Below are 17,453 nucleotides of genomic sequence, written 5' to 3'. Positions count from 1 at the left end.
GAGCCGCGCGCCCCCTGTCGCCCCCTACAGCTGCCCGCCTTACAGCCGCGGGTGTGCTCATGCCGTCTCCTCCTCCACGGGCGCGATGACCGCCAGCACCTGGTCCATGGCGACCGCCGTGCCCGGGGTGACGTCCAGTTCGGTGACCGTGCCGGCGTGCGGGGCGGAGATGACGTGCTCCATCTTCATCGCCTCCACCACCAGCAGGCTCTGGCCGGCGGTCACCTCGTCGCCGACGGCCACCTTCACCACCGTCACCGTGCCCGGCATGGGCGCGGTCAGCGAATCGGCGCCGGAATGGGCCGCGCGGATCAGGGAGGCGGCCACCGGGTCGTGGTCGCGCACGTGCCAGGCGTCGCCGTCGCGGCCCAGCCAGTCGGCGGCGCGGTGGAAGGTGTGCCGGACGCCGTCGAGGGTGACCGACACCGTGTCCTCGGTGACCGTGTGGGTGCCGCGCGGGGTGTACTCCACCGGGTCGGTGACGCGCAGGTGGAAGGAGACCGGCTTGGGCTCCGCGCCCAGCCGCCAGCCGGACGGCACGGAGAACGGGTCGATCCAGCCGCCCTCGCCCTTCGGTCGCAGCGCGTCCAACCGTACGGCGGCGGCGGCCTCGTAGACCTCCTCGGGCACGCCCGGGGCGGCCAGCTCGTCCACGACGCGCTCCACCAGCCCGGTGTCCAGCTCGCCCGCCACGACCGCCGGGTGGGCCAGCAGCCGGCGCAGGAACCCGGCGTTGGTCTGCACGCCGAGCGTGACCGTCTGAGCCAGGGCCGCGCGCAGCTTCCTGAGCGCGGTGGCCCGGTCGGGGCCGTAGGCGATCACCTTCGACAGCATCGGGTCGTAGAGGCTGCCGACCTCGGTGCCCTCGGTCAGCCCGGAGTCGGTGCGCACCCCCTCGCCCTGCGGCTCGCGCAGCCTGAGCACCGTGCCGCCCGAGGGCAGGAATCCGCGGGCGGGGTCCTCGGCGCACAGCCGGGCCTCGACCGCGTGCCCGGTGAGGGTGATGTCCTGCTGCGCGAACGGCAGGCGCTCGCCCGCCGCCACCCGCAGCTGCCACTCCACCAGGTCCAGGCCGGTGATCAGCTCCGTGACCGGGTGCTCCACCTGCAGCCGGGTGTTCATCTCCATGAAGTAGTACGAGGACGGGTCACCGCCGGGGACGATGAACTCCACCGTGCCCGCGCCCCGGTAGCCGCAGGAGCGGGCCGCCTGGACCGCGGCCTCGCCCATCGCCGCCCGGGTGGCCTCGTCCAGAAGCACGCTGGGCGCCTCCTCGATGATCTTCTGGTGGCGGCGCTGCAGGGAGCACTCGCGCTCCCCGAGGTGGAGGACGGTGCCGTGGCCGTCGGCCAGGACCTGGATCTCGATGTGCCGCGGGGTGTCCACCCAGCGCTCGACCAGGAGGGTGTCGTCACCGAAGGAGGCGCGGGCCTCGCGGCGGGCGGCGGCGATCTCGTCCGCGAGCCGGTGCTCCTCGCGCACCAGCCGCATGCCCTTGCCGCCGCCGCCCGCGGACGGCTTGAGCAGCACCGGCATCCCGATGCCGCGGGCGGCCTCGGCGAGCTGCTCGTCGCTCAGCCCCGAACCGCTGGAGCCGGGCACCACCGGCACCCCGGCCGCCTTCACCGTCTCCTTGGCACGGATCTTGTCGCCCATCAGGGCGATCGCGTCCGCCGGCGGCCCGACGAAGACCAGCCCGGCCGCCTCGCAGGCGCGCGCGAAGTCGGCGTTCTCCGCCAGGAAGCCGTACCCCGGGTGCACTGCCTGTGCGCCCGTGCGGGCGGCGGCCTCGAGGAGCCGGTCGATCGACAGGTAGCTCTCGGCCGCGGGCGCCGGACCGATCCGCACCGCCGTGTCCGCCTCCCGCACGTGCCGGGCGCCGGCGTCGGCGTCGGAGTACACGGCCACCGACCGCACGCCGAGCGCGCGGAGCGTGCGGATGACGCGGACGGCGATCTCGCCGCGGTTGGCCACCAGAACTGTCTCGAACATGACTACGAGGTCCCCCTCACATCCGGAAGACGCCGAACTGGGGGTCACCCAGCGGGGCGTTGGCGCACGCGGTCAGGGCCAGGCCCAGCACCTGGCGGGTCTGAAGCGGGTCGATCACTCCGTCGTCCCAGAGCCGGGCGGTGGCGTAGTAGGCGTTGCCCTGCCGCTCGTACTGCGCCCGGATGGGCGCCTTGAAGGACTCCTCGTCCTCGGCGGACCACTCCTCGCCGCGCCCTTCGAGCTGGTCCCGCTTGACGGTGGCGAGCACGGAGGCGGCCTGCTCGCCGCCCATCACGGAGATCTTGGCGTTCGGCCACATCCACAGGAAGCGGGGGGAGTAGGCCCGGCCGCACATCGAGTAGTTCCCGGCGCCGTACGAGCCGCCGACGACCACCGTCAGCTTGGGCACGCGGGTGCAGGCCACCGCCGTGACCATCTTGGCGCCGTGCTTGGCGATGCCGCCCGCCTCGTAGTCCCGGCCGACCATGAAGCCGGAGATGTTCTGCAGGAACACCAGCGGGATGCCGCGCTGGTCGCACAGCTCGATGAAGTGGGCGCCCTTCTGGGCCGACTCGGAGAACAGGATGCCGTTGTTGGCGACGATCCCCACCGGGTGGCCGTGGATCCGGGCGAAACCGGTGACCAGGGTCTGCCCGAACTCGGACTTGAACTCCGCGAACCGCGAGCCGTCCACCACGCGCGCGATGATCTCGCGCACGTCGTAGGGGGTGCGCGGGTCCACGGGCACCGCGCCGTACAGCCCGTAGGGGTCCACCTTGGGCTCGACCGGCTCGGTGACCTCCCAGGGCAGGGACGAGCGCGCGGGCAGCGTGGAGACGATGGTGCGCACGATCCGCAGGGCGTGGGCGTCGTCCTCGGCGAGGTGGTCGGTGACGCCGGAGATCCGGGAGTGCACCTCGCCGCCGCCCAGCTCCTCGGCGGTGACGACCTCACCGGTGGCCGCCTTCACCAGCGGCGGGCCGCCCAGGAAGATCGTGCCCTGGTTGCGCACGATCACCGCTTCGTCGCTCATCGCCGGGACGTACGCCCCGCCCGCCGTGCACGAGCCCATCACGGCCGCGATCTGCGGGATGCCGGCGCCGGACATGCGGGCCTGGTTGTAGAAGATCCGCCCGAAGTGCTCGCGGTCGGGGAAGACCTCGTCCTGCATCGGCAGGAAGGCGCCGCCGGAGTCGACGAGGTACAGGCACGGCAGCCGGTTCTCCAGGGCCACCTCCTGCGCGCGCAGGTGCTTCTTCACCGTCATCGGGTAGTACGTCCCGCCCTTGACGGTGGCGTCGTTGGCGACGATCACGCACGCGCGGCCGCTGACCCGCCCGATCCCGGCGATGACCCCGGCGGCCGGCGCCTGCCCGTCGTACATCCCGTCCGCCGCCAGCGGAGCCAGCTCCAGGAACGGCGAGCCGGGGTCCAGCAGCGTGTCCACGCGGTCGCGCGGCAGCAGCTTCCCGCGCGCGGTGTGCCGTGCCCGCGCCTTCTCCCCGCCGCCGAGCCGGGCGGCGGCGAGCTTGGCGCGCAGCTCCTCGACGAGCGCCAGGTGCCCCTGTTCGTTGGCCCGCCAGGCCTCCGACGCGGGGTCGGCCGCGCTCGTCAGCTCCGGTGCCTCGTGCATCCTTGCGGTCCCCTCACCCGTGGCCGGCGGTCGCCGGCCTGCGTGTTAATGAGCGTTAACGCATCTCCTTCAGGTTAACGACCGCTAACCCGACTGTCTAGAATCGTTTTCATGGCCACGCGAACCGACGCCCCCACCCGCCGCGAGCAGATCCTCAAGGAAGCCGCGCGGCTCTTCGCCGAACGCGGCTTCCACGGCGTCGGCGTCGACGAGATAGGCGCCGCGGTGGGCATCAGCGGGCCCGGCCTGTACCGGCACTTCGCGGGCAAGGACGCGATGCTCGCGGAGCTGCTGGTCGGCATCAGCGGTCAGCTGCTCACGGGAGCGAGGCGGCGGCTGGCGGAGGCCGGCGGCGGGGCCGGGCCGGAGGCGGTCCTCGACTCGCTCATCGAGGGGCACATCGACTTCGCGCTCGACGACCGTCCCCTCATCACCTTGCACGACCGTGAGCTGGACCGCCTCCGGGACAGCGACCGTAAGCTGGTGCGGCAGCTGCAGCGGCAGTACGTGGAGCTGTGGGTGGACGTGGTCCGGCAGGTGCACCCGACCCTGGCCGAACCCGCCGCCCGGTCGGCCGTCCACTCGGTGTTCGGGCTGCTGAACTCCACGCCGCACCTGGGACGGCGGGGGGTGCTGCCGGGCCGGGGCGCGACGGCGGAGCTGCTGCACCGGATGGCGAAGGGGGCGTTCGCGGCGGCGGCGCCCGCGGAGGGCTGAGCGGGACAGGCACGCGTGCGCCGCGCGCCCCGCCCTCCCCCTCCCTTCGCGTGATGAGGGTTACTGCCTCACCTCTTTACTGGCTCGCCTACCCGCCGGTACGTTGGGATGAGCAAGCGCTTAGACAGGTAGCTGCTGGCAGTCAGGCCGAGGTACGTGGAGGTGGCGGCGTGCGCCGTACGGTGTTCAACGAGGATCACGAGGCGTTCCGGGAGACCCTTCGCGCCTTCATCGAGGCCGAGGTCGTACCGGTGTACGACGAGTGGTTCGCGCAGGGCATCGTGCCCCGCGAGTTCTACTACAAGCTCGCCGAGCTGGGCCTGTTCGGCATCAACGTGCCCGAGGAGTTCGGCGGCGCGGGCCTGGAGACCCACAAGTTCGAGGCCATCCAGTACGAGGAGACCGCCCGCGCGGGCGTGACCTTCGGCGGCTCCGGCGTGCACGTGCTGCTCGCGCTGCCGTACATCAAGATGCTCGCCACCGACGAGCAGAAGAAGCGCTACCTGCCCAAGTTCGTCTCCGGCGAGGAGATGTGGGCCATCGCGATGACCGAGCCGGGCACCGGCTCGGACCTGGCCGGCATGAAGACCACCGCCAAGCTCTCCGAGGACGGCACGCACTACGTCCTCAACGGCGCCAAGACCTTCATCACCGGCGGCGTGCACGCCGACCGCGTCATCGTCTGCGCCCGCACGTCCGCGCCGACGGCCGAGGACCGCCGCCACGGCATCTCCCTGTTCGCCGTGGACACCAAGTCCGAGGGCTACTCCGTGGGCCGCAAGCTGGACAAGCTGGGCCTGAAGACCTCCGACACCGCCGAGCTGGCGTTCGTCGACGTCAAGGTGCCCGTCGAGGACCTGCTCGGCGAGGAGAACAAGGGCTTCTACTACCTCGGCAAGAACCTGCCCTCCGAGCGCTGGGGCATCGCCTTCGGCGCCTACGCGCAGGCCAAAGCCGCCGTCCGGTTCGCCAAGCAGTACGTGCAGGAGCGCACCGTCTTCGGCAAGCCGGTCGCCCACTTCCAGAACACCAAGTTCGAGCTGGCCGCCTGCCAGGCCGAGGTGGACGCGGCCGAGGCCGTCGCCGACCGCGCGCTGGAGGCGCTGGACGCCGGCGAGCTGACGCCCGCCGAGGCCGCCTCCGCCAAGCTGTTCTGCACCGAGGTCGCCCACCGCGTCATCGACCGGTGCCTGCAGCTGCACGGCGGCTACGGCTACATGAACGAGTACCCGATCGCCCGTCTGTACGCGGACAACCGCGTGAACCGCATCTACGGCGGCACCAGCGAGATCATGAAGACGATCATCGCCAAGGACATGGGTCTGTAAAGGACACGGGTCCGCAAGGGCCCGCGTCAGGGGTACCGGGTCCGTCACCCGGCCGAAATCAGTGCAGGATACAACTGACACATGAGTCAGGCACTTCAGTCGCTGCTCGATCTGCTCGACCTGGAGCAGATCGAGCAGGACATCTTCCGCGGCACATCCCGCTCGGCGGTCGTCCCCCGCGTCTTCGGCGGGCAGGTCGCCGCGCAGGCGCTGGTCGCCGCCGGGCGCACGGTCCCCCCGGACCGGCACGCGCACTCGCTGCACGCCTACTTCCTGCGCCCCGGCGACCCGGGCGCGCCCATCGTCTACACCGTGGACCGCATCCGCGACGGCCGGTCCTTCACCACCCGCCGGGTGGTCGCCGTCCAGCACGGGCAGCCCATCTTCCACCTGTCGACGTCGTTCCAGACGTACGAGGAGGGCCTGGACCACCAGGCGCCGATGCCGCCCGCGCCGGACCCGGAGACCCTGCCCACCTCCGCGGAGCGGCTGCGCGGCTACGACCACCTGCCGCCGGACGTGGTGGAGCGGTTCCTCGAGGCGCGTGAGGCGGTCGATCTGCGGTACGTCGACGAGCCGCCGTTCGGGCGGTTCGGCGCGCCGCGCGAGCCGCACTCGCAGGTGTGGTTCCGCACCAACGGCAAGCTCGACGGCGACATCGACGCACCGCTGCTCCACGTGGTCCTCGCCACCTACGTCTCCGACATGACCCTGCTGGACTCCGTGCTGCTCGCGCACGGGCGCGGCGGCTGGGCCGTCGGGGACGTGGTCGGGGCGTCGCTGGACCACGCGATGTGGTTCCACCGGCCCTTCCGCGCCGACGAGTGGCTGCTGTACGACCAGGAGTCGCCCTCCGCGCACGGCGGGCGCGGCCTGGGCCAGGCCCGGATCTACACCCAGGACGGGCGGCTGGCCATATCGGTGATCCAGGAGGGCGTGGTCCGCGTCCCCCGGGAACACTGAGGAGCATGGCGGACGCACCAGGCACAGCGGACACGGCGGACCCGGCCGACCCGGCGGACACGGCGCACCAGGGCAGCGGCGGCGGCGAGAGCACCTTCACGGTGATCGTCGCCGCCCTGGCCAACCTCGGGATCGCGCTGGCCAAGGCGGTCGCCGGGGTGATCAGCGGCTCCAGCGCGATGCTGTCGGAGGCCGCGCACTCGGTCGCCGACACGGTCACCGAGGTACTGCTGCTCACCGCGCTCAAGCGCAGCGCGCGGCCCGCCGACGAGGAACACCCCCTCGGCTACGGCCCCGAGCGCTACGTCTGGGCGCTGCTGGCCGCCGTCGCCACCTTTGTCGGCGGCGCCGTCTTCTCCCTGTACGACGGCATCCACACGCTGGTCTCCGGGGAGAACCTCGGCGACCCGCTCGCGTCCTACCTCGTGCTCGCCGTCGCCTTCCTGCTGGAGGGCTTCTCGCTGCGCACCGCCGTGCGCCAGGCCCGCGGCGAGGCGGCCCGCCGCCGCGTGCCCTTCCTGCGCTACCTGCGGCGCACCGCCGACACCGCCGTCAAGGCCGTGGTCATGGAGGACTCGGCCGCCCTGATCGGCCTGGTCCTGGCCGCGGGCGGGCTGCTCGGCGGGCAGCTGACCGGGTCCGGTGTCTTCGACGGCGTCGCCTCGCTGTGCATCGGCGCGCTGCTGCTGTACGTCGCCTGGGTGCTGGGCCGGTCGAACGTGGAGCTGCTCATCGGCCGGCCGCTGCCCCGCGCGACGCGGGAGGGGATCCGGGCGGAACTGCTGGCGGTGGAGCACGTCGAGGCCGTCCTGGAGCTGACCACGCTGGTGCAGGGTCCGCAGGAGGCGCTGGTGGCCGCCAAGGTCGACTTCCGGGACGTGTCGAGCGCCGCGCAGATCGAGTGGGCCTGCGAACAGGCCGAGCAGCGGCTGCGGGCGCGGTTCCCGGCGGTGAGCCGGGTCTATCTCGACCCGACCCCCCGCCGCGCGGCCTCCGGCCCGGCACCGGCCCCGCCCTAGGGCCTGTCCGGGGCCTGGGCGCCCGCTAGAGCAGCCCCGCCTGGTCCAGCAGGTACGCCGTCATCGGGTCGTAGTAGCGGGGGCTGACCACGTGGTCGTCGAGCGGCACCGTCACCTGCAGGGTGCCCTCGGCCTCGGCGAGGAACAGCGCCGGGTCGTTGCAGTCGGCGTAGCCGACGCTGTCCACGCCGTGCTGCCCGGCGCATCCCGCCCAGCCGTGGTCGGCGACCACCAGGTCCGGCAGCGGGCGGCCGGCCCGCTCCAGGCCGGTGAGGACGGCGCGCATCGGCTCGCCCGAGTGGGTGTGCCACAGCGTGGCACCGTGCTCCAGGACCGCCACGTCGGCGAACTGCATCACGTACCCCTCGTCGGTCTGCAGCCCGTCCGGGATGACGACGATCTCGCAGCCGGCGGCGCGCAGCGCGGCGGCCGTGGCGCGGTGCACGTCGAGCAGGCCGCCGGGGTGACCGGTGGCCAGCAGCACCCGCTGCCGCCCCTCGGCCGCCTTGCGCAGCCGGCCGGCCATCCGCTCCAGGGCGGCGACGGTCAGTTCCGGGTCGATGGTGTCCTGGCCCTGGCGGTACTCGGGGTCGTCGTTGACGCCGACCCGCTCGGCCATCACCGCGAGCACGTCCTGCTCGTCGCTCCACCGGTCGCCGAGTTCCAGGCCGAGCCAGAAGTTGCGGTCGCCGTTGGCCAGTTTGCGGTAGTGGGAGAGGTTGTTCTCGCGCGGCGTGGCGACGTTCCCGGCGATACGGGTCTGCACGAGATGGTCGAGGAGTTCGGCGCGGCTGGGTGTCCCGGATATCGGCATGGTCCCCATTGTGGGGCAGCGTCCCGCGCCCGTCCCGGCCGTTGTGGCCGCTGGGACACGTCTCACGCCCGGACCGCCGTCACTGTCCGCTGCGGCGCGGGGCCGATAGCGGTTGCGTCTGTGCGGTGCGGGGCGGCCACGGGCGCGTCCGGTGCGGTGCAGGGCCGAGCGCGGTCGTGTCTCGTGCGACGCGGGGCCACCACGGGCGCCTCAGGCGCGGCGCGGGCCGATCACGGGCGCGTCCGGTGCGGCGCGGGGCGACCACGGGCGCGTCCGGTGCGGCGCAGGGCGGCCACGGCCCCCCTCAGGCGTGCCGCAGGGCGAACCACAGCTCCATGCGCACGTCCGGGTCGTCCAGGTCCGCGTGGAGCAGGGCGGCGCAGCGGGTGATGCGGTGGCGGACGGTGTTGCGGTGGACGCCCAGGGCGGTGGCGGTGCGGTCCCAACTGCCGTGCAGGGACAGCCAGGCGCGCAGGGTCTCGGTGAGCACCGGCGTCAGGGGGGCCAGCAGGGCGCGGGCGTGCGCCGCCGCCTCCCGCGCGGGCAGCAGGTCGGCCAGGCCCGAGCCGAGGCCGTGGGTCACCAGCGCGGCGCGGGTGGCGCGGGCGCGGGCCAGGGCGCGGGCCGCCTGGGTGTCGGCGGCCGGCCAGCCGGACGGCTCGACGGCGGCGCTGACCCCCAGGGTCCAGCCCGGCTGCGCGGTCACCTCGCGCCCGGCCGGCACCAGGACCCGTACGACACCGTCGGCGAGGTCGACCAACGGGGAGCCGAGCGCGGCGCCCAGCGCCGAGGCGGCCACCGCGTCGGCGGCCTGCCCGCCCGGCCGCGCGTGCACCACCACCCACCGGCCGCCCCCGAGCAGCGGCGCCACCTCCTCGGGCGGGGCGCCCAGCAGCAGCCGGACCAGCGCGGAGGACCGGGCCGCCCCGGTGCCGCTCTGGTGCTCGCCGGTCAGCAGCGAGAGCAGCACCGCGGCCACGGAGGCGATGGTGTGGTCGCCCGGCTCGCGGTGCGCGGAGGCGACGGCGAGCACGAACTCCTGCCCGGCGCCCAGCGCGTAGGCGGCCAGATGGAAGCCGGCCACGGTGTCGGTGGCGGAGGACCGGGCGCGGCCGGTGACGGCCCGGGCCAGCGCGTCCAGCGCCTCCCGCACGGCCGGCGGCTGCTCCTCGCGGCCCGCCTCGGCGATGCGGGCGCCCTCGGGACCGTAGAGCACGGTGCGGCCGGCGACCCGCTGGGCCAGCTGGCGCAGCACCGAGGGCACCGGGTCGGCGCGGGACGCGGCGGCGGCCAGGGACTGCTGGGCCTCGGTGACCCGGCGCAGCTCGGCCAGGCGGGCCTGGGCCATCAGCTGCCACACCGCGCGGGCCACCCCGGAGAAGGTGGTGTGCGGCGGGACCTCGACCAGCGGCAGCCCGTGCCGCTCGCAGGCGGCCACCAGGGCGGGCGGCACCGTGTCGTGCACGGGTGTGACCCCGAAGCCGAGGGCGGCGCCGCCCGCGGCGGCGATCCGGGAGACGTAGGCGTCGAAGTACGGCGAGCCGTCGTCGGTGAGCGCCGCGTCCGTGATGTGCACGCCGGCGGTCAGCAGCAGCTCGCCGCCCAGGAGATAGGGGTACGGATCGGCCATCTCCGAGGTCTGCGCCCAGTGGATGACGGTGTCCGGCGGGCCGGCGATCCGCCGCAGCGCCAGGTCCTCCCGGCCCAGCAGCGCCGACAGCGGGATCGGCGTCCCTGTCCCCCCGGGCCTCGCCCGCGCCTCGCGTCCGTGCCCGGTGGTCCGCGCCTGGTGGTCCGCGCCCGATGGTCTGCGCTCGGCGGTCTGCGCTCGGCGGACGCAGTCCCGGCCCTGGCCCCGGCCCCGGTCCCGGCCCCTCGGTCATACCCGTAATACCTGAGAGCTACGGCCCGGGACAGCTCCGCAGCGGGACGCGGACGACGTCCCCCGCTCCGTAATTTCCCCTCAGACGCGCTCGACGGGCGGGCGCGGCGGAGGGGAGCGACCCATGGGGGAGGAGCGGACGGTTCGCGCCGTGCGAGGCGGTGCCGCGCGGGGCGGTGTCGTGGGGGAGAGGCGGCCGGCTCGGGCCGGACGTCGCAGCCACAGATGGTGGCGGGCTCTGCTCGCCGTCCTCGTCGCCGCCGCGGTGGTGGTCCCGCTGTCGGCCGCCGCCCGGCCCGAGATCCCCGCCCCGGCACCGGCGGCCCTCCCCGCGCCGACCCGGGCGACCCTGGACGCGGCGTACGCGGCCAACCGGGCCGACGCGGCGCGGGCCGCCCGCCTGGCCGCCGCCCACGGGGACGTTCACCGAGCCGCGGTGGAACGGGAGTTGGCGGCCCCCGGGCACCGGCTGCTCGCCTTCGACGGACGCGGCCCCGGCCGGGTCACGGAGGTGATCGGGGACCTGGCGCACGCGGACCGCGTGGCGATCCTCGTCCCCGGCTCCGACACCTCGCTCGACACCTACGACCGCTTCCGGGCGGGCGCGTCGGCGCTGTCCACGGAGCTGGCCCGCCGCGCCCCGGCCCCGGCCCGCACGGCGGTGGTGGCCTGGCTCGGTTACCGGACCCCGGGAACCGTCAGCACCACCGTCCTGACCACGGGGCGCGCCGACCGGGCGGCCCCGCGCCTGCGGCAGGCGGTGCACGACCTGCGGGGCGTGCTCGGCCGCGGCCCGCGGATCACACTCGTGTGCCACTCCTACGGCTCGGTCGTGTGCGGCCGTGCCGCCGCCGGCCTGGACGTGGACGACATCGCGCTCATCGGCAGCCCCGGCACCGGGGCCGACTCCGTGGCCGCGCTGCACACCCCGGCCCGCGTCTGGGCCGGGCGCGGCACCGATGACTGGGTGGCGCACGTGCCGCACGTGCGGGCCGGGCTGTTCGGCACCACGGTCGGCTTCGGCACCGACCCGATGGACCCGGCCTTCGGCGCGCGCACGTTCCCGGCCGGGCGCGGCGGCCACAGCGCCTACTTCACCCCCGGCTCCCCGTCCCTGACCCACCTCGCCCGGATCGTCCTCGGGACCGAGCCCGGACAGCACGACGGTGACGGAGCCGCAGACGGCGACGGAAACGGCGATGTGAGCGGTGACGGAGACGAAGGAGAGGCACGGTGACCGAGCGAACCCTCGCCCATCCCCCCACGGAAGCGACCGCACCGCCCCGCAGGCCCCGCCCGCCTCGGCCGTCCCGCGGGTCCTGGCGGTCCCGACGGCCCCGAGCGTCCTGGCCGGCTCCGCTGTCTCGCCTGAACGCCGCGGCCCAGCGTCTCCACGCCGCCACCCCGCCCGGCCGGGATCGCGCGGTCGACGCGCTCAGGGCCTGCGCGATCCTCGGCGTGGTGCTGGGCCACTGGCTGGTCACGGCGCTGGTCGTGCCGGCCGGCCCGCGCCCGGCGCTGCGCACCGCGAGCCCCCTGCAGTACCTGCCCGGGCTGGCGCCCGTCTCCTGGATGTTCCAGACCCTCGCCGTGTTCTTCCTGGTCGGCGGCCATGTGGCCACTCGGGGCCACCTCTCGGCGCGGGCCCGGGGCATCGGCTATCCGCGATGGCTGCGGGCCCGGCTGTCCCGCCTGTTCCGGCCGGCCGCCGCCGTCCTCGTGCTGTGGACGGTCGCGGCGAGCGCCCTGCTGCTGACCGGCGCCGACCCAGGCACGGTCCGCACGCTCGTCAAGCTGGCCCTGTCCCCGATGTGGTTCCTGCTGGTCCACGCGGCACTGACGGCCGCCACCCCGCTGCTGACCCGGCTCAACCCGCTGTGGCCCCTGGCCGTCGTCCTGCACGTGGACCTCGTGCGCTTCGGCCTCGGCGGCCCCGACTGGCTGGGCTGGCTGAACCTGCCCGCGGGCTGGCTGGTGCCGTTCACCCTGGGCGCCGCCTGGACCCGTGGCGAACTGGAAGGCCGCCGCGCGGGCCGGGTGCTGCTGGCCGGCGGCGCAGCGGCCACCGCGGCACTGGTCGCCTGGGCGGGCTACCCGGCGTCGATGGTCGGCGTTCCGGGCGCTCCGGTCTCCAACCTGAACCCGCCGACGCTGGCCGCCGTCACCTTCGGCCTGGCCCAGTGCGGCCTGGCGCTGCTGCTGCGCGAGCGGCTGGAGCGCGCGATGCGCCGCCCGCCGGCCTGGGCGGCCGTGGTGCTGGTCAACCTCTCCGCCATGACGATCTTCCTGTGGCACCAGACGGCGCTGATGGCGACCACGGCCACGGGCCTGCTCGCCGGCCGCCTCCCCGGCCTGCACTCCGTCCCCGACGGCCCGGGCTGGGTGGTGGCCCGCCTGGCCTGGCTCCCGGTCTTCGCCCTCGCCCTGACCGTGTGCTGGGCGGCCTTCCACGGCTACGAGCGGGCCGGTGGCCGGCGCCCGCCGCGGGTGGTGCGCGTCCGGCGGCCGGACGCGGCCCGCGTCACACCCCCTAAGGTGGGCGCGTGATGCCAAGGGGGGAAGCCGTCCGGCGCGCGCTGCGGATGCTGCGGGACGACCTGTGGACCGTGCGGGCCGATCCGCTGCCCGCCTCGGTGTGGCTGCGCTGGCTGCCCCACGGGATGGTGTGCCTGGCCGCGCTCGGGGTCTTCACCGGTGCTCTGCCGTACCTCATGGACTCCGGTCACGTGGTCGCCGCGTTCGCCCTCCCGCTCGCGGTCGGCCAGAGCGGGGCGATGGTGCTGGCCCTGTGGCGGCCGGTCCCGGCGTGGTGGCTGTCGACGGCCGCGACGGCGCTGCAGGCGATCACCGTGCACGGCTCCCTGCTGTCGGGGCGGACGGCCGGGTTCCAGTGGCCCTGGACCGTGGCGGGGATCGTCGGCCACCTGTTCGTCCTGCTGCTGCTCGCCCTGCGGGTGCGCACCCGCGTCGCCGCCGAGGCGCTGGGCGTGACCGCGCTGGTCACCTATCTCCTGCAAGGCGTGTGGGGCGCGGCGAACTACCAGTCCACCGGTGTGCTCGCCGTGGCCCTGTCCGCGGTGGTGGTGGTGCTGGGCATCGCCCTGCGCGGCCGCCGTGAGGCCCGTGCGGAACTGGTGCAGCAGACGACGCTCACCGCCGAGGAACGTGCCCGCCGCACGCTGCTGGAGGAACGCAGCCGCATCGCCCGCGAACTGCACGACGTGGTCGCCCACCACATGTCGGTGATCTCCATCCAGGCGCAGGTGGCCCCGCACCTGACGGAGAACCCCTCGGAGGAACTGAGGGAGAACCTGGCCGGCATCCGGCACAACGCTCTGGAGGCGCTGGCCGAACTGCGCCGGGTGCTGGGCGTGTTGCGTTCGGCCGCCCCCGAGGCCCCTATGGCCTCGGGGGGCCGGGCCCCGCGGCGGCCCCGCAGCCCCCGCAGCCCGCCCTCGCCCGCCTCGGCGCCCTGGTGGAGAACCCCCGCGCCGCCGGGCTTCACGTCGCCCTGGACGTCCAGGACCGGCGGCGCACCGCCTGGCCCTATCCGCCCGGTGTGGAGCTGTCGGCGTACCGCATCGTGCAGGAGGCGCTCAGCAACGCCCTGCGTCACGCCCCGGGTTCGACGGTCCGCGTGGAGGTCGTGCACGTTCCCGAGGGCCTGCACCTGCACGTGGTCAACTCCCGCCCGCGGCAACGGGTCCCGCCCTCCGCGGGCGCCGGGCACGGCCTGCTGGGCATGCGCGAGCGGGCGGCCATGCTGGGCGGGCACGTCACCGCCGCCAGAACACTGCACGGCGGCTTCTCCGTCTCCGCGTTCCTGCCCCGGGACGGCACCGCACCGGCGGACGACCCCGTACCGCCCGGCCCGCGCGTCGAGTACATCGCCCCGGACGGCCTGCCCGTCGTCCACCTGGAACCACCGTCCGCCGCCCCCACCGCACAACAGGACGCGCCGGGGTCCGGTGCACCGCACCCGACAGGAGAAGACACGCCATGACGAGCGGCAGCATCCGCGTACTGATCGCCGATGACCAGCAGATGGTCCGGGAGGGCTTCAGCGTGCTGCTCAACACCCAGCCGGACATCGAGGTGGTCGGTCAGGCGGTGAACGGCCTGGACGCCGTCGCCAAGGTCACCGAACTCGCCCCGGACGTCGTGCTGATGGACATCCGCATGCCCGGACTGGGCGGCATCGAGGCCACCCACCGGGTCACCACCGAGGCGCCCGGCACCAAGGTGCTGGTGCTGACCACCTTCGACCTCGACGAGTACGTGTACGAGGCGCTGTGCGCGGGCGCGTCCGGGTTCCTGCTCAAGGACGCCTCCGCCGACCGGCTGGCCGAGGCGGTCCGGGTCGTCGCGGCCGGTGACGCGCTGCTGGCGCCGGGCATCACCCGCAAACTGATCGCAGAGTTCTCCCGGATGAACGGCCGGCCCCGCGCCCCGCTCAAGGAGCGCGTCGGCGACCTCACCGAGCGTGAGACGGAGGTGCTCGCCCTGATCGCCCAGGGGCTGTCCAACGCGGAGATCGCCGAGCGGCTGGTCGTCGCCGAGCAGACGGTGAAGACCCACGTGGGCCGGATCCTGGTGAAGCTGGGGCTGCGCGACCGCACCCAGGCGGCGGTGTTCGCCTACGAGTGCGGGCTGGTCCGCCCCTCCGGATACTGACGCATGCGGTGCGCACCCCCTGGTCAGGCACCGGTCGGCGGGGCTAGCGTCCCGGGCATGGCAGCTGTCCGCGACCTCGCGTTCGACCCGTGGGACCCGGCGTTCGTCGCCGACCCCTACCCCGCCTTCGCCGAGCTGCGTGCCCGGGGCCGGGTGCTGTACTACGAGCCGAGCGACCAGTGGCTCGTGCCGCACCACGCGGATGTGTCGGCACTGCTGCGGGACAGGCGGCTGGGCCGGACCTACCTGCACCGCTTCACGCACGAGGAGTTCGGCCGCACGCCGCCCCCGCCGGAGCACGAGCCGTTCCACGTCCTCAACGACCACGGGATGCTGGACCTGGAGCCGCCGGACCACACCCGCATCCGGCGCCTGGTGTCGAAGGCGTTCACCCCGCGCACGGTGGAGCGGCTGAAGCCGTACGTGCACCGCCTGGCCGACGAGCTGGTCGCCCATCTGGTGCGGGAGGGCGGCGGGGACCTGCTGACCGACGTCGCCGAACCGCTGCCGGTCGCGGTGATCGCCGAGATGCTGGGCATCCCGCAGGCGGACCGCGCCCGGCTGCGGCCCTGGTCGGCGGCGATCTGCGGGATGTACGAGCTGAACCCGAGCGCGGAGACGGCCGCGAAGGCGGTGCGGGCGTCGGTGGAGTTCTCCGACTACCTGCGGCAACTCATCGCCGAGCGCCGCGAGCAGCCGGGCGACGACCTGATCTCCGGGCTGATCGCGGCCCACGACGAGGGCGACCGGCTCACCGAGCAGGAGATGATCTCCACGGCGGTGCTGCTGCTCAACGCGGGCCACGAGGCCACCGTCAACGCCACCGTCAACGGCTGGTGGGCGCTGTTCCGCCACCCCGGCCAGCTGGCCGCCCTGCGCGCGGACCACACCCTGGTCCCGTCCGCCGTCGAGGAACTGCTGCGCTACGACACCCCGCTGCAGCTCTTCGAGCGGTGGGTCCTGGACGACATCGAGATCGACGGCACGACGATCCCCAGGGGCGCGGAGATCGCCATGCTGTTCGGTTCCGCCAACCACGACCCGGCCGCCTTCACCGACCCCGAGCGCCTGGACCTCACCCGCCGCGACAACCCGCACATCTCCTTCAGCGCCGGCATCCACTACTGCATCGGCGCCCCGCTGGCCCGTATCGAACTCGCCGCCTCCCTCGCGGCCCTGCTGCGGCAGGCCCCGACCCTGCGTCTGGCGGCGGAGCCGCAGCGCCGGCCGAACTTCGTGATGCGGGGGCTGACGGGGCTGCGCGTGGAGGTGGGGTGATCAGGCCGCCAGGTCCCGCCGCCGCGATCCCGCCAGTCCGCCCGCCACCAGCACCACCGCGATCCCGACGAGCACGCCCACCGGCCCCCAGGTCATCTCCCCGCCCGGCAGCTTCGGCAGGTGCCCGAACGGCGAGAGGTCCAGCACGACGCGGGGTGCGTCGAGCGCGGGCCCGATCCACCCGAGGAGCAGCACCGCCCCGGCCACCGCCCACGCCGCCACCGCGGCGCGCGGCAGCAGCCCGTGCAGCAGGACGGCGACGCCGCCGATCATCCACACCGCGGCCACCTGTACCAGGCAGGCGCCCAGAACCGCACCGGGCCGCTGCCCGTAGCCGGCCGCGAAGCCGAGCCCCGCCAGCACCATGATCAGCACCGAGCCGCCGAAGGCGACCGCCAGATGCCCGGCGGCCCACCGCAGCCGCCCCACGGCGCTCGCGAGCACCGGTTCGGCGCGGCCCGAGGTCTCCTCGCCGCTCAACCGCAGCACCGACGCGACGACGTAGAGCGCGGCGACCATCCCGAGCATGCCGACCATCGCGGAGAGGAAGGCGTCCGTCAGCCCCGCCCGGCCGCCCATCCGCTGGATGATCTGCCGTGCCTGGTCGTTGTCGCCGACCAGTCTCGCCGCGCCGGTCGTCATCGCGCCGTAGACCAGGCCCGCGAGGAAGAATCCCACGCTCCAGCCAAGGAGGCTTCCGCGCTGCAGCCGCCAGGCCAGGCCGCCCGCCCCGCCCAGCCGGCCCTCGGCCGGTCCCGGGCGGGAGGGCAGGAAGCTCATGCCGACGTCCCGGCGCCCGGCGAGCGCGTAGGCGACGGCGGCCTGGAGCGCCGCGGCCGCGGCGAACAGCGGCAGCACCCACCAGCGTTCGACGGCGAAGGGCCGCAGGTTCTCCAGCCAGCCCAGCGGCGACAGCCAGGTCAGCACCGACGAGCCCTGGTCGTGGGCCGAGTCGCCCGCCGCGCGCAGGACGAAGGCCGCGCCCAGGGCCCCCCCCCAGCTGCCCGGGAGCGCCCGCCTCGCGCGCGGTCTGACCGCCGCCGCCCCGCGCGCGGCCTTCGGCCTGCGCGCCCCCGGCGACCCGGCCCCCGGCCCGGGCCCGCCGGCGCTGCCCTCGCTGTCGCCGCGCGGCTGGCTGGCGGCCCGACCGCCC

The 17,453-nt window shown here is 74.6% G+C and carries 13 protein-coding genes and 1 pseudogene; 9 read left to right on the top strand and 5 right to left on the bottom strand.

Annotation, left to right across the window (positions count from 1 at the left end; all coding sequences use genetic code 11):
* Positions 1–57 precede the first annotated feature (57 nt).
* Together GV126_RS13565 and GV126_RS13560 are read right to left on the bottom strand one after the other, a co-directional pair.
* Positions 58–1,992, bottom strand: a complete 1,935-nt coding sequence (locus GV126_RS13565; RefSeq protein ID WP_159666096.1) for an acetyl/propionyl/methylcrotonyl-CoA carboxylase subunit alpha — start codon at positions 1,990–1,992, stop codon at positions 58–60.
* Between the two features lie 16 nt (positions 1,993–2,008).
* Positions 2,009–3,625 carry a carboxyl transferase domain-containing protein gene (locus GV126_RS13560; RefSeq protein WP_159666093.1) on the bottom strand — a complete coding sequence of 539 codons (1,617 nt, stop codon included), beginning with the start codon at positions 3,623–3,625 and terminating at the stop codon, positions 2,009–2,011.
* Between the two features lie 111 nt (positions 3,626–3,736).
* Here GV126_RS13560 and GV126_RS13555 point away from each other — a divergent pair, with 111 nt between their 5' ends.
* The 4 genes from GV126_RS13555 (at position 3,737) to GV126_RS13540 (ending at position 7,652) form a co-directional block, all read left to right on the top strand.
* Positions 3,737–4,342, top strand: coding sequence for an SACE_7040 family transcriptional regulator (locus GV126_RS13555; RefSeq protein WP_159666090.1), 606 nt, complete (start codon positions 3,737–3,739; stop codon positions 4,340–4,342).
* Positions 4,343–4,512: 170 nt separating this feature from the next.
* Positions 4,513–5,670, top strand: coding sequence for an acyl-CoA dehydrogenase family protein (locus GV126_RS13550; RefSeq protein WP_159666087.1), 1,158 nt, complete (start codon positions 4,513–4,515; stop codon positions 5,668–5,670).
* Positions 5,671–5,751: 81 nt separating this feature from the next.
* Positions 5,752–6,633 (top strand): acyl-CoA thioesterase, encoded by an 882-nt coding sequence (locus GV126_RS13545; protein ID WP_159666084.1) that lies wholly within the window; start codon positions 5,752–5,754, stop codon positions 6,631–6,633.
* A gap of 5 nt (positions 6,634–6,638) precedes the next feature.
* Positions 6,639–7,652: a cation diffusion facilitator family transporter gene (locus tag GV126_RS13540; RefSeq protein ID WP_159666081.1), complete on the top strand. Its 1,014-nt coding sequence runs from the start codon at positions 6,639–6,641 to the stop codon at positions 7,650–7,652.
* A 25-nt stretch (positions 7,653–7,677) separates the two neighbouring features.
* On the opposite strand, the gene GV126_RS13535 is transcribed toward GV126_RS13540, so the two are convergent.
* The gene (locus GV126_RS13535) at positions 7,678–8,466 is read right to left on the bottom strand and encodes a phosphatase (RefSeq protein ID WP_159666078.1); all 789 of its coding nucleotides are present in this window, start codon (positions 8,464–8,466) and stop codon (positions 7,678–7,680) included.
* A 304-nt stretch (positions 8,467–8,770) separates the two neighbouring features.
* Positions 8,771–10,192 (bottom strand): PucR family transcriptional regulator, encoded by a 1,422-nt coding sequence (locus GV126_RS13530; protein WP_159673650.1) that lies wholly within the window; start codon positions 10,190–10,192, stop codon positions 8,771–8,773.
* A 307-nt stretch (positions 10,193–10,499) separates the two neighbouring features.
* Between GV126_RS13530 and GV126_RS13525 the strand changes: the two genes are divergently transcribed.
* The 5 genes and pseudogenes from GV126_RS13525 to GV126_RS13505 all read left to right on the top strand — a co-directional run bounded on the left by GV126_RS13525 (position 10,500) and on the right by GV126_RS13505 (position 16,300).
* The gene (locus tag GV126_RS13525) at positions 10,500–11,585 is read left to right on the top strand and encodes an alpha/beta hydrolase (RefSeq protein ID WP_419796098.1); all 1,086 of its coding nucleotides are present in this window, start codon (positions 10,500–10,502) and stop codon (positions 11,583–11,585) included.
* 122 nt (positions 11,586–11,707) lie between these two features.
* A complete protein-coding gene (locus GV126_RS13520; RefSeq protein ID WP_419796099.1) occupies positions 11,708–12,895 on the top strand; it encodes an acyltransferase family protein in 1,188 nt (395 codons plus the stop codon).
* 35 nt (positions 12,896–12,930) lie between these two features.
* A pseudogene (locus GV126_RS13515) lies at positions 12,931–14,351 on the top strand (sensor histidine kinase).
* The gene (locus GV126_RS13510; protein ID WP_159666072.1) at positions 14,348–15,022 is read left to right on the top strand and encodes a response regulator; all 675 of its coding nucleotides are present in this window, start codon (positions 14,348–14,350) and stop codon (positions 15,020–15,022) included. Before GV126_RS13515 ends, GV126_RS13510 begins: the two are co-directional and overlap by 4 nt.
* A 57-nt stretch (positions 15,023–15,079) precedes the next feature.
* Positions 15,080–16,300 (top strand): cytochrome P450, encoded by a 1,221-nt coding sequence (locus tag GV126_RS13505; RefSeq protein ID WP_159666069.1) that lies wholly within the window; start codon positions 15,080–15,082, stop codon positions 16,298–16,300.
* Here the strand turns inward: GV126_RS13505 and GV126_RS13500 are convergent.
* On the bottom strand, positions 16,301–17,453 hold a 1,153-nt coding region (locus tag GV126_RS13500; protein ID WP_236569979.1), incomplete at its 5' end, for an ABC transporter permease.

This window comes from Streptomyces mexicanus, assembly GCF_902506575.1.
Lineage (GTDB): Bacteria > Actinomycetota > Actinomycetes > Streptomycetales > Streptomycetaceae > Streptomyces > Streptomyces mexicanus.
Note: the sequence above shows the minus strand (reverse complement) of the source record. Positions and strands in the feature narration are given on the sequence as shown.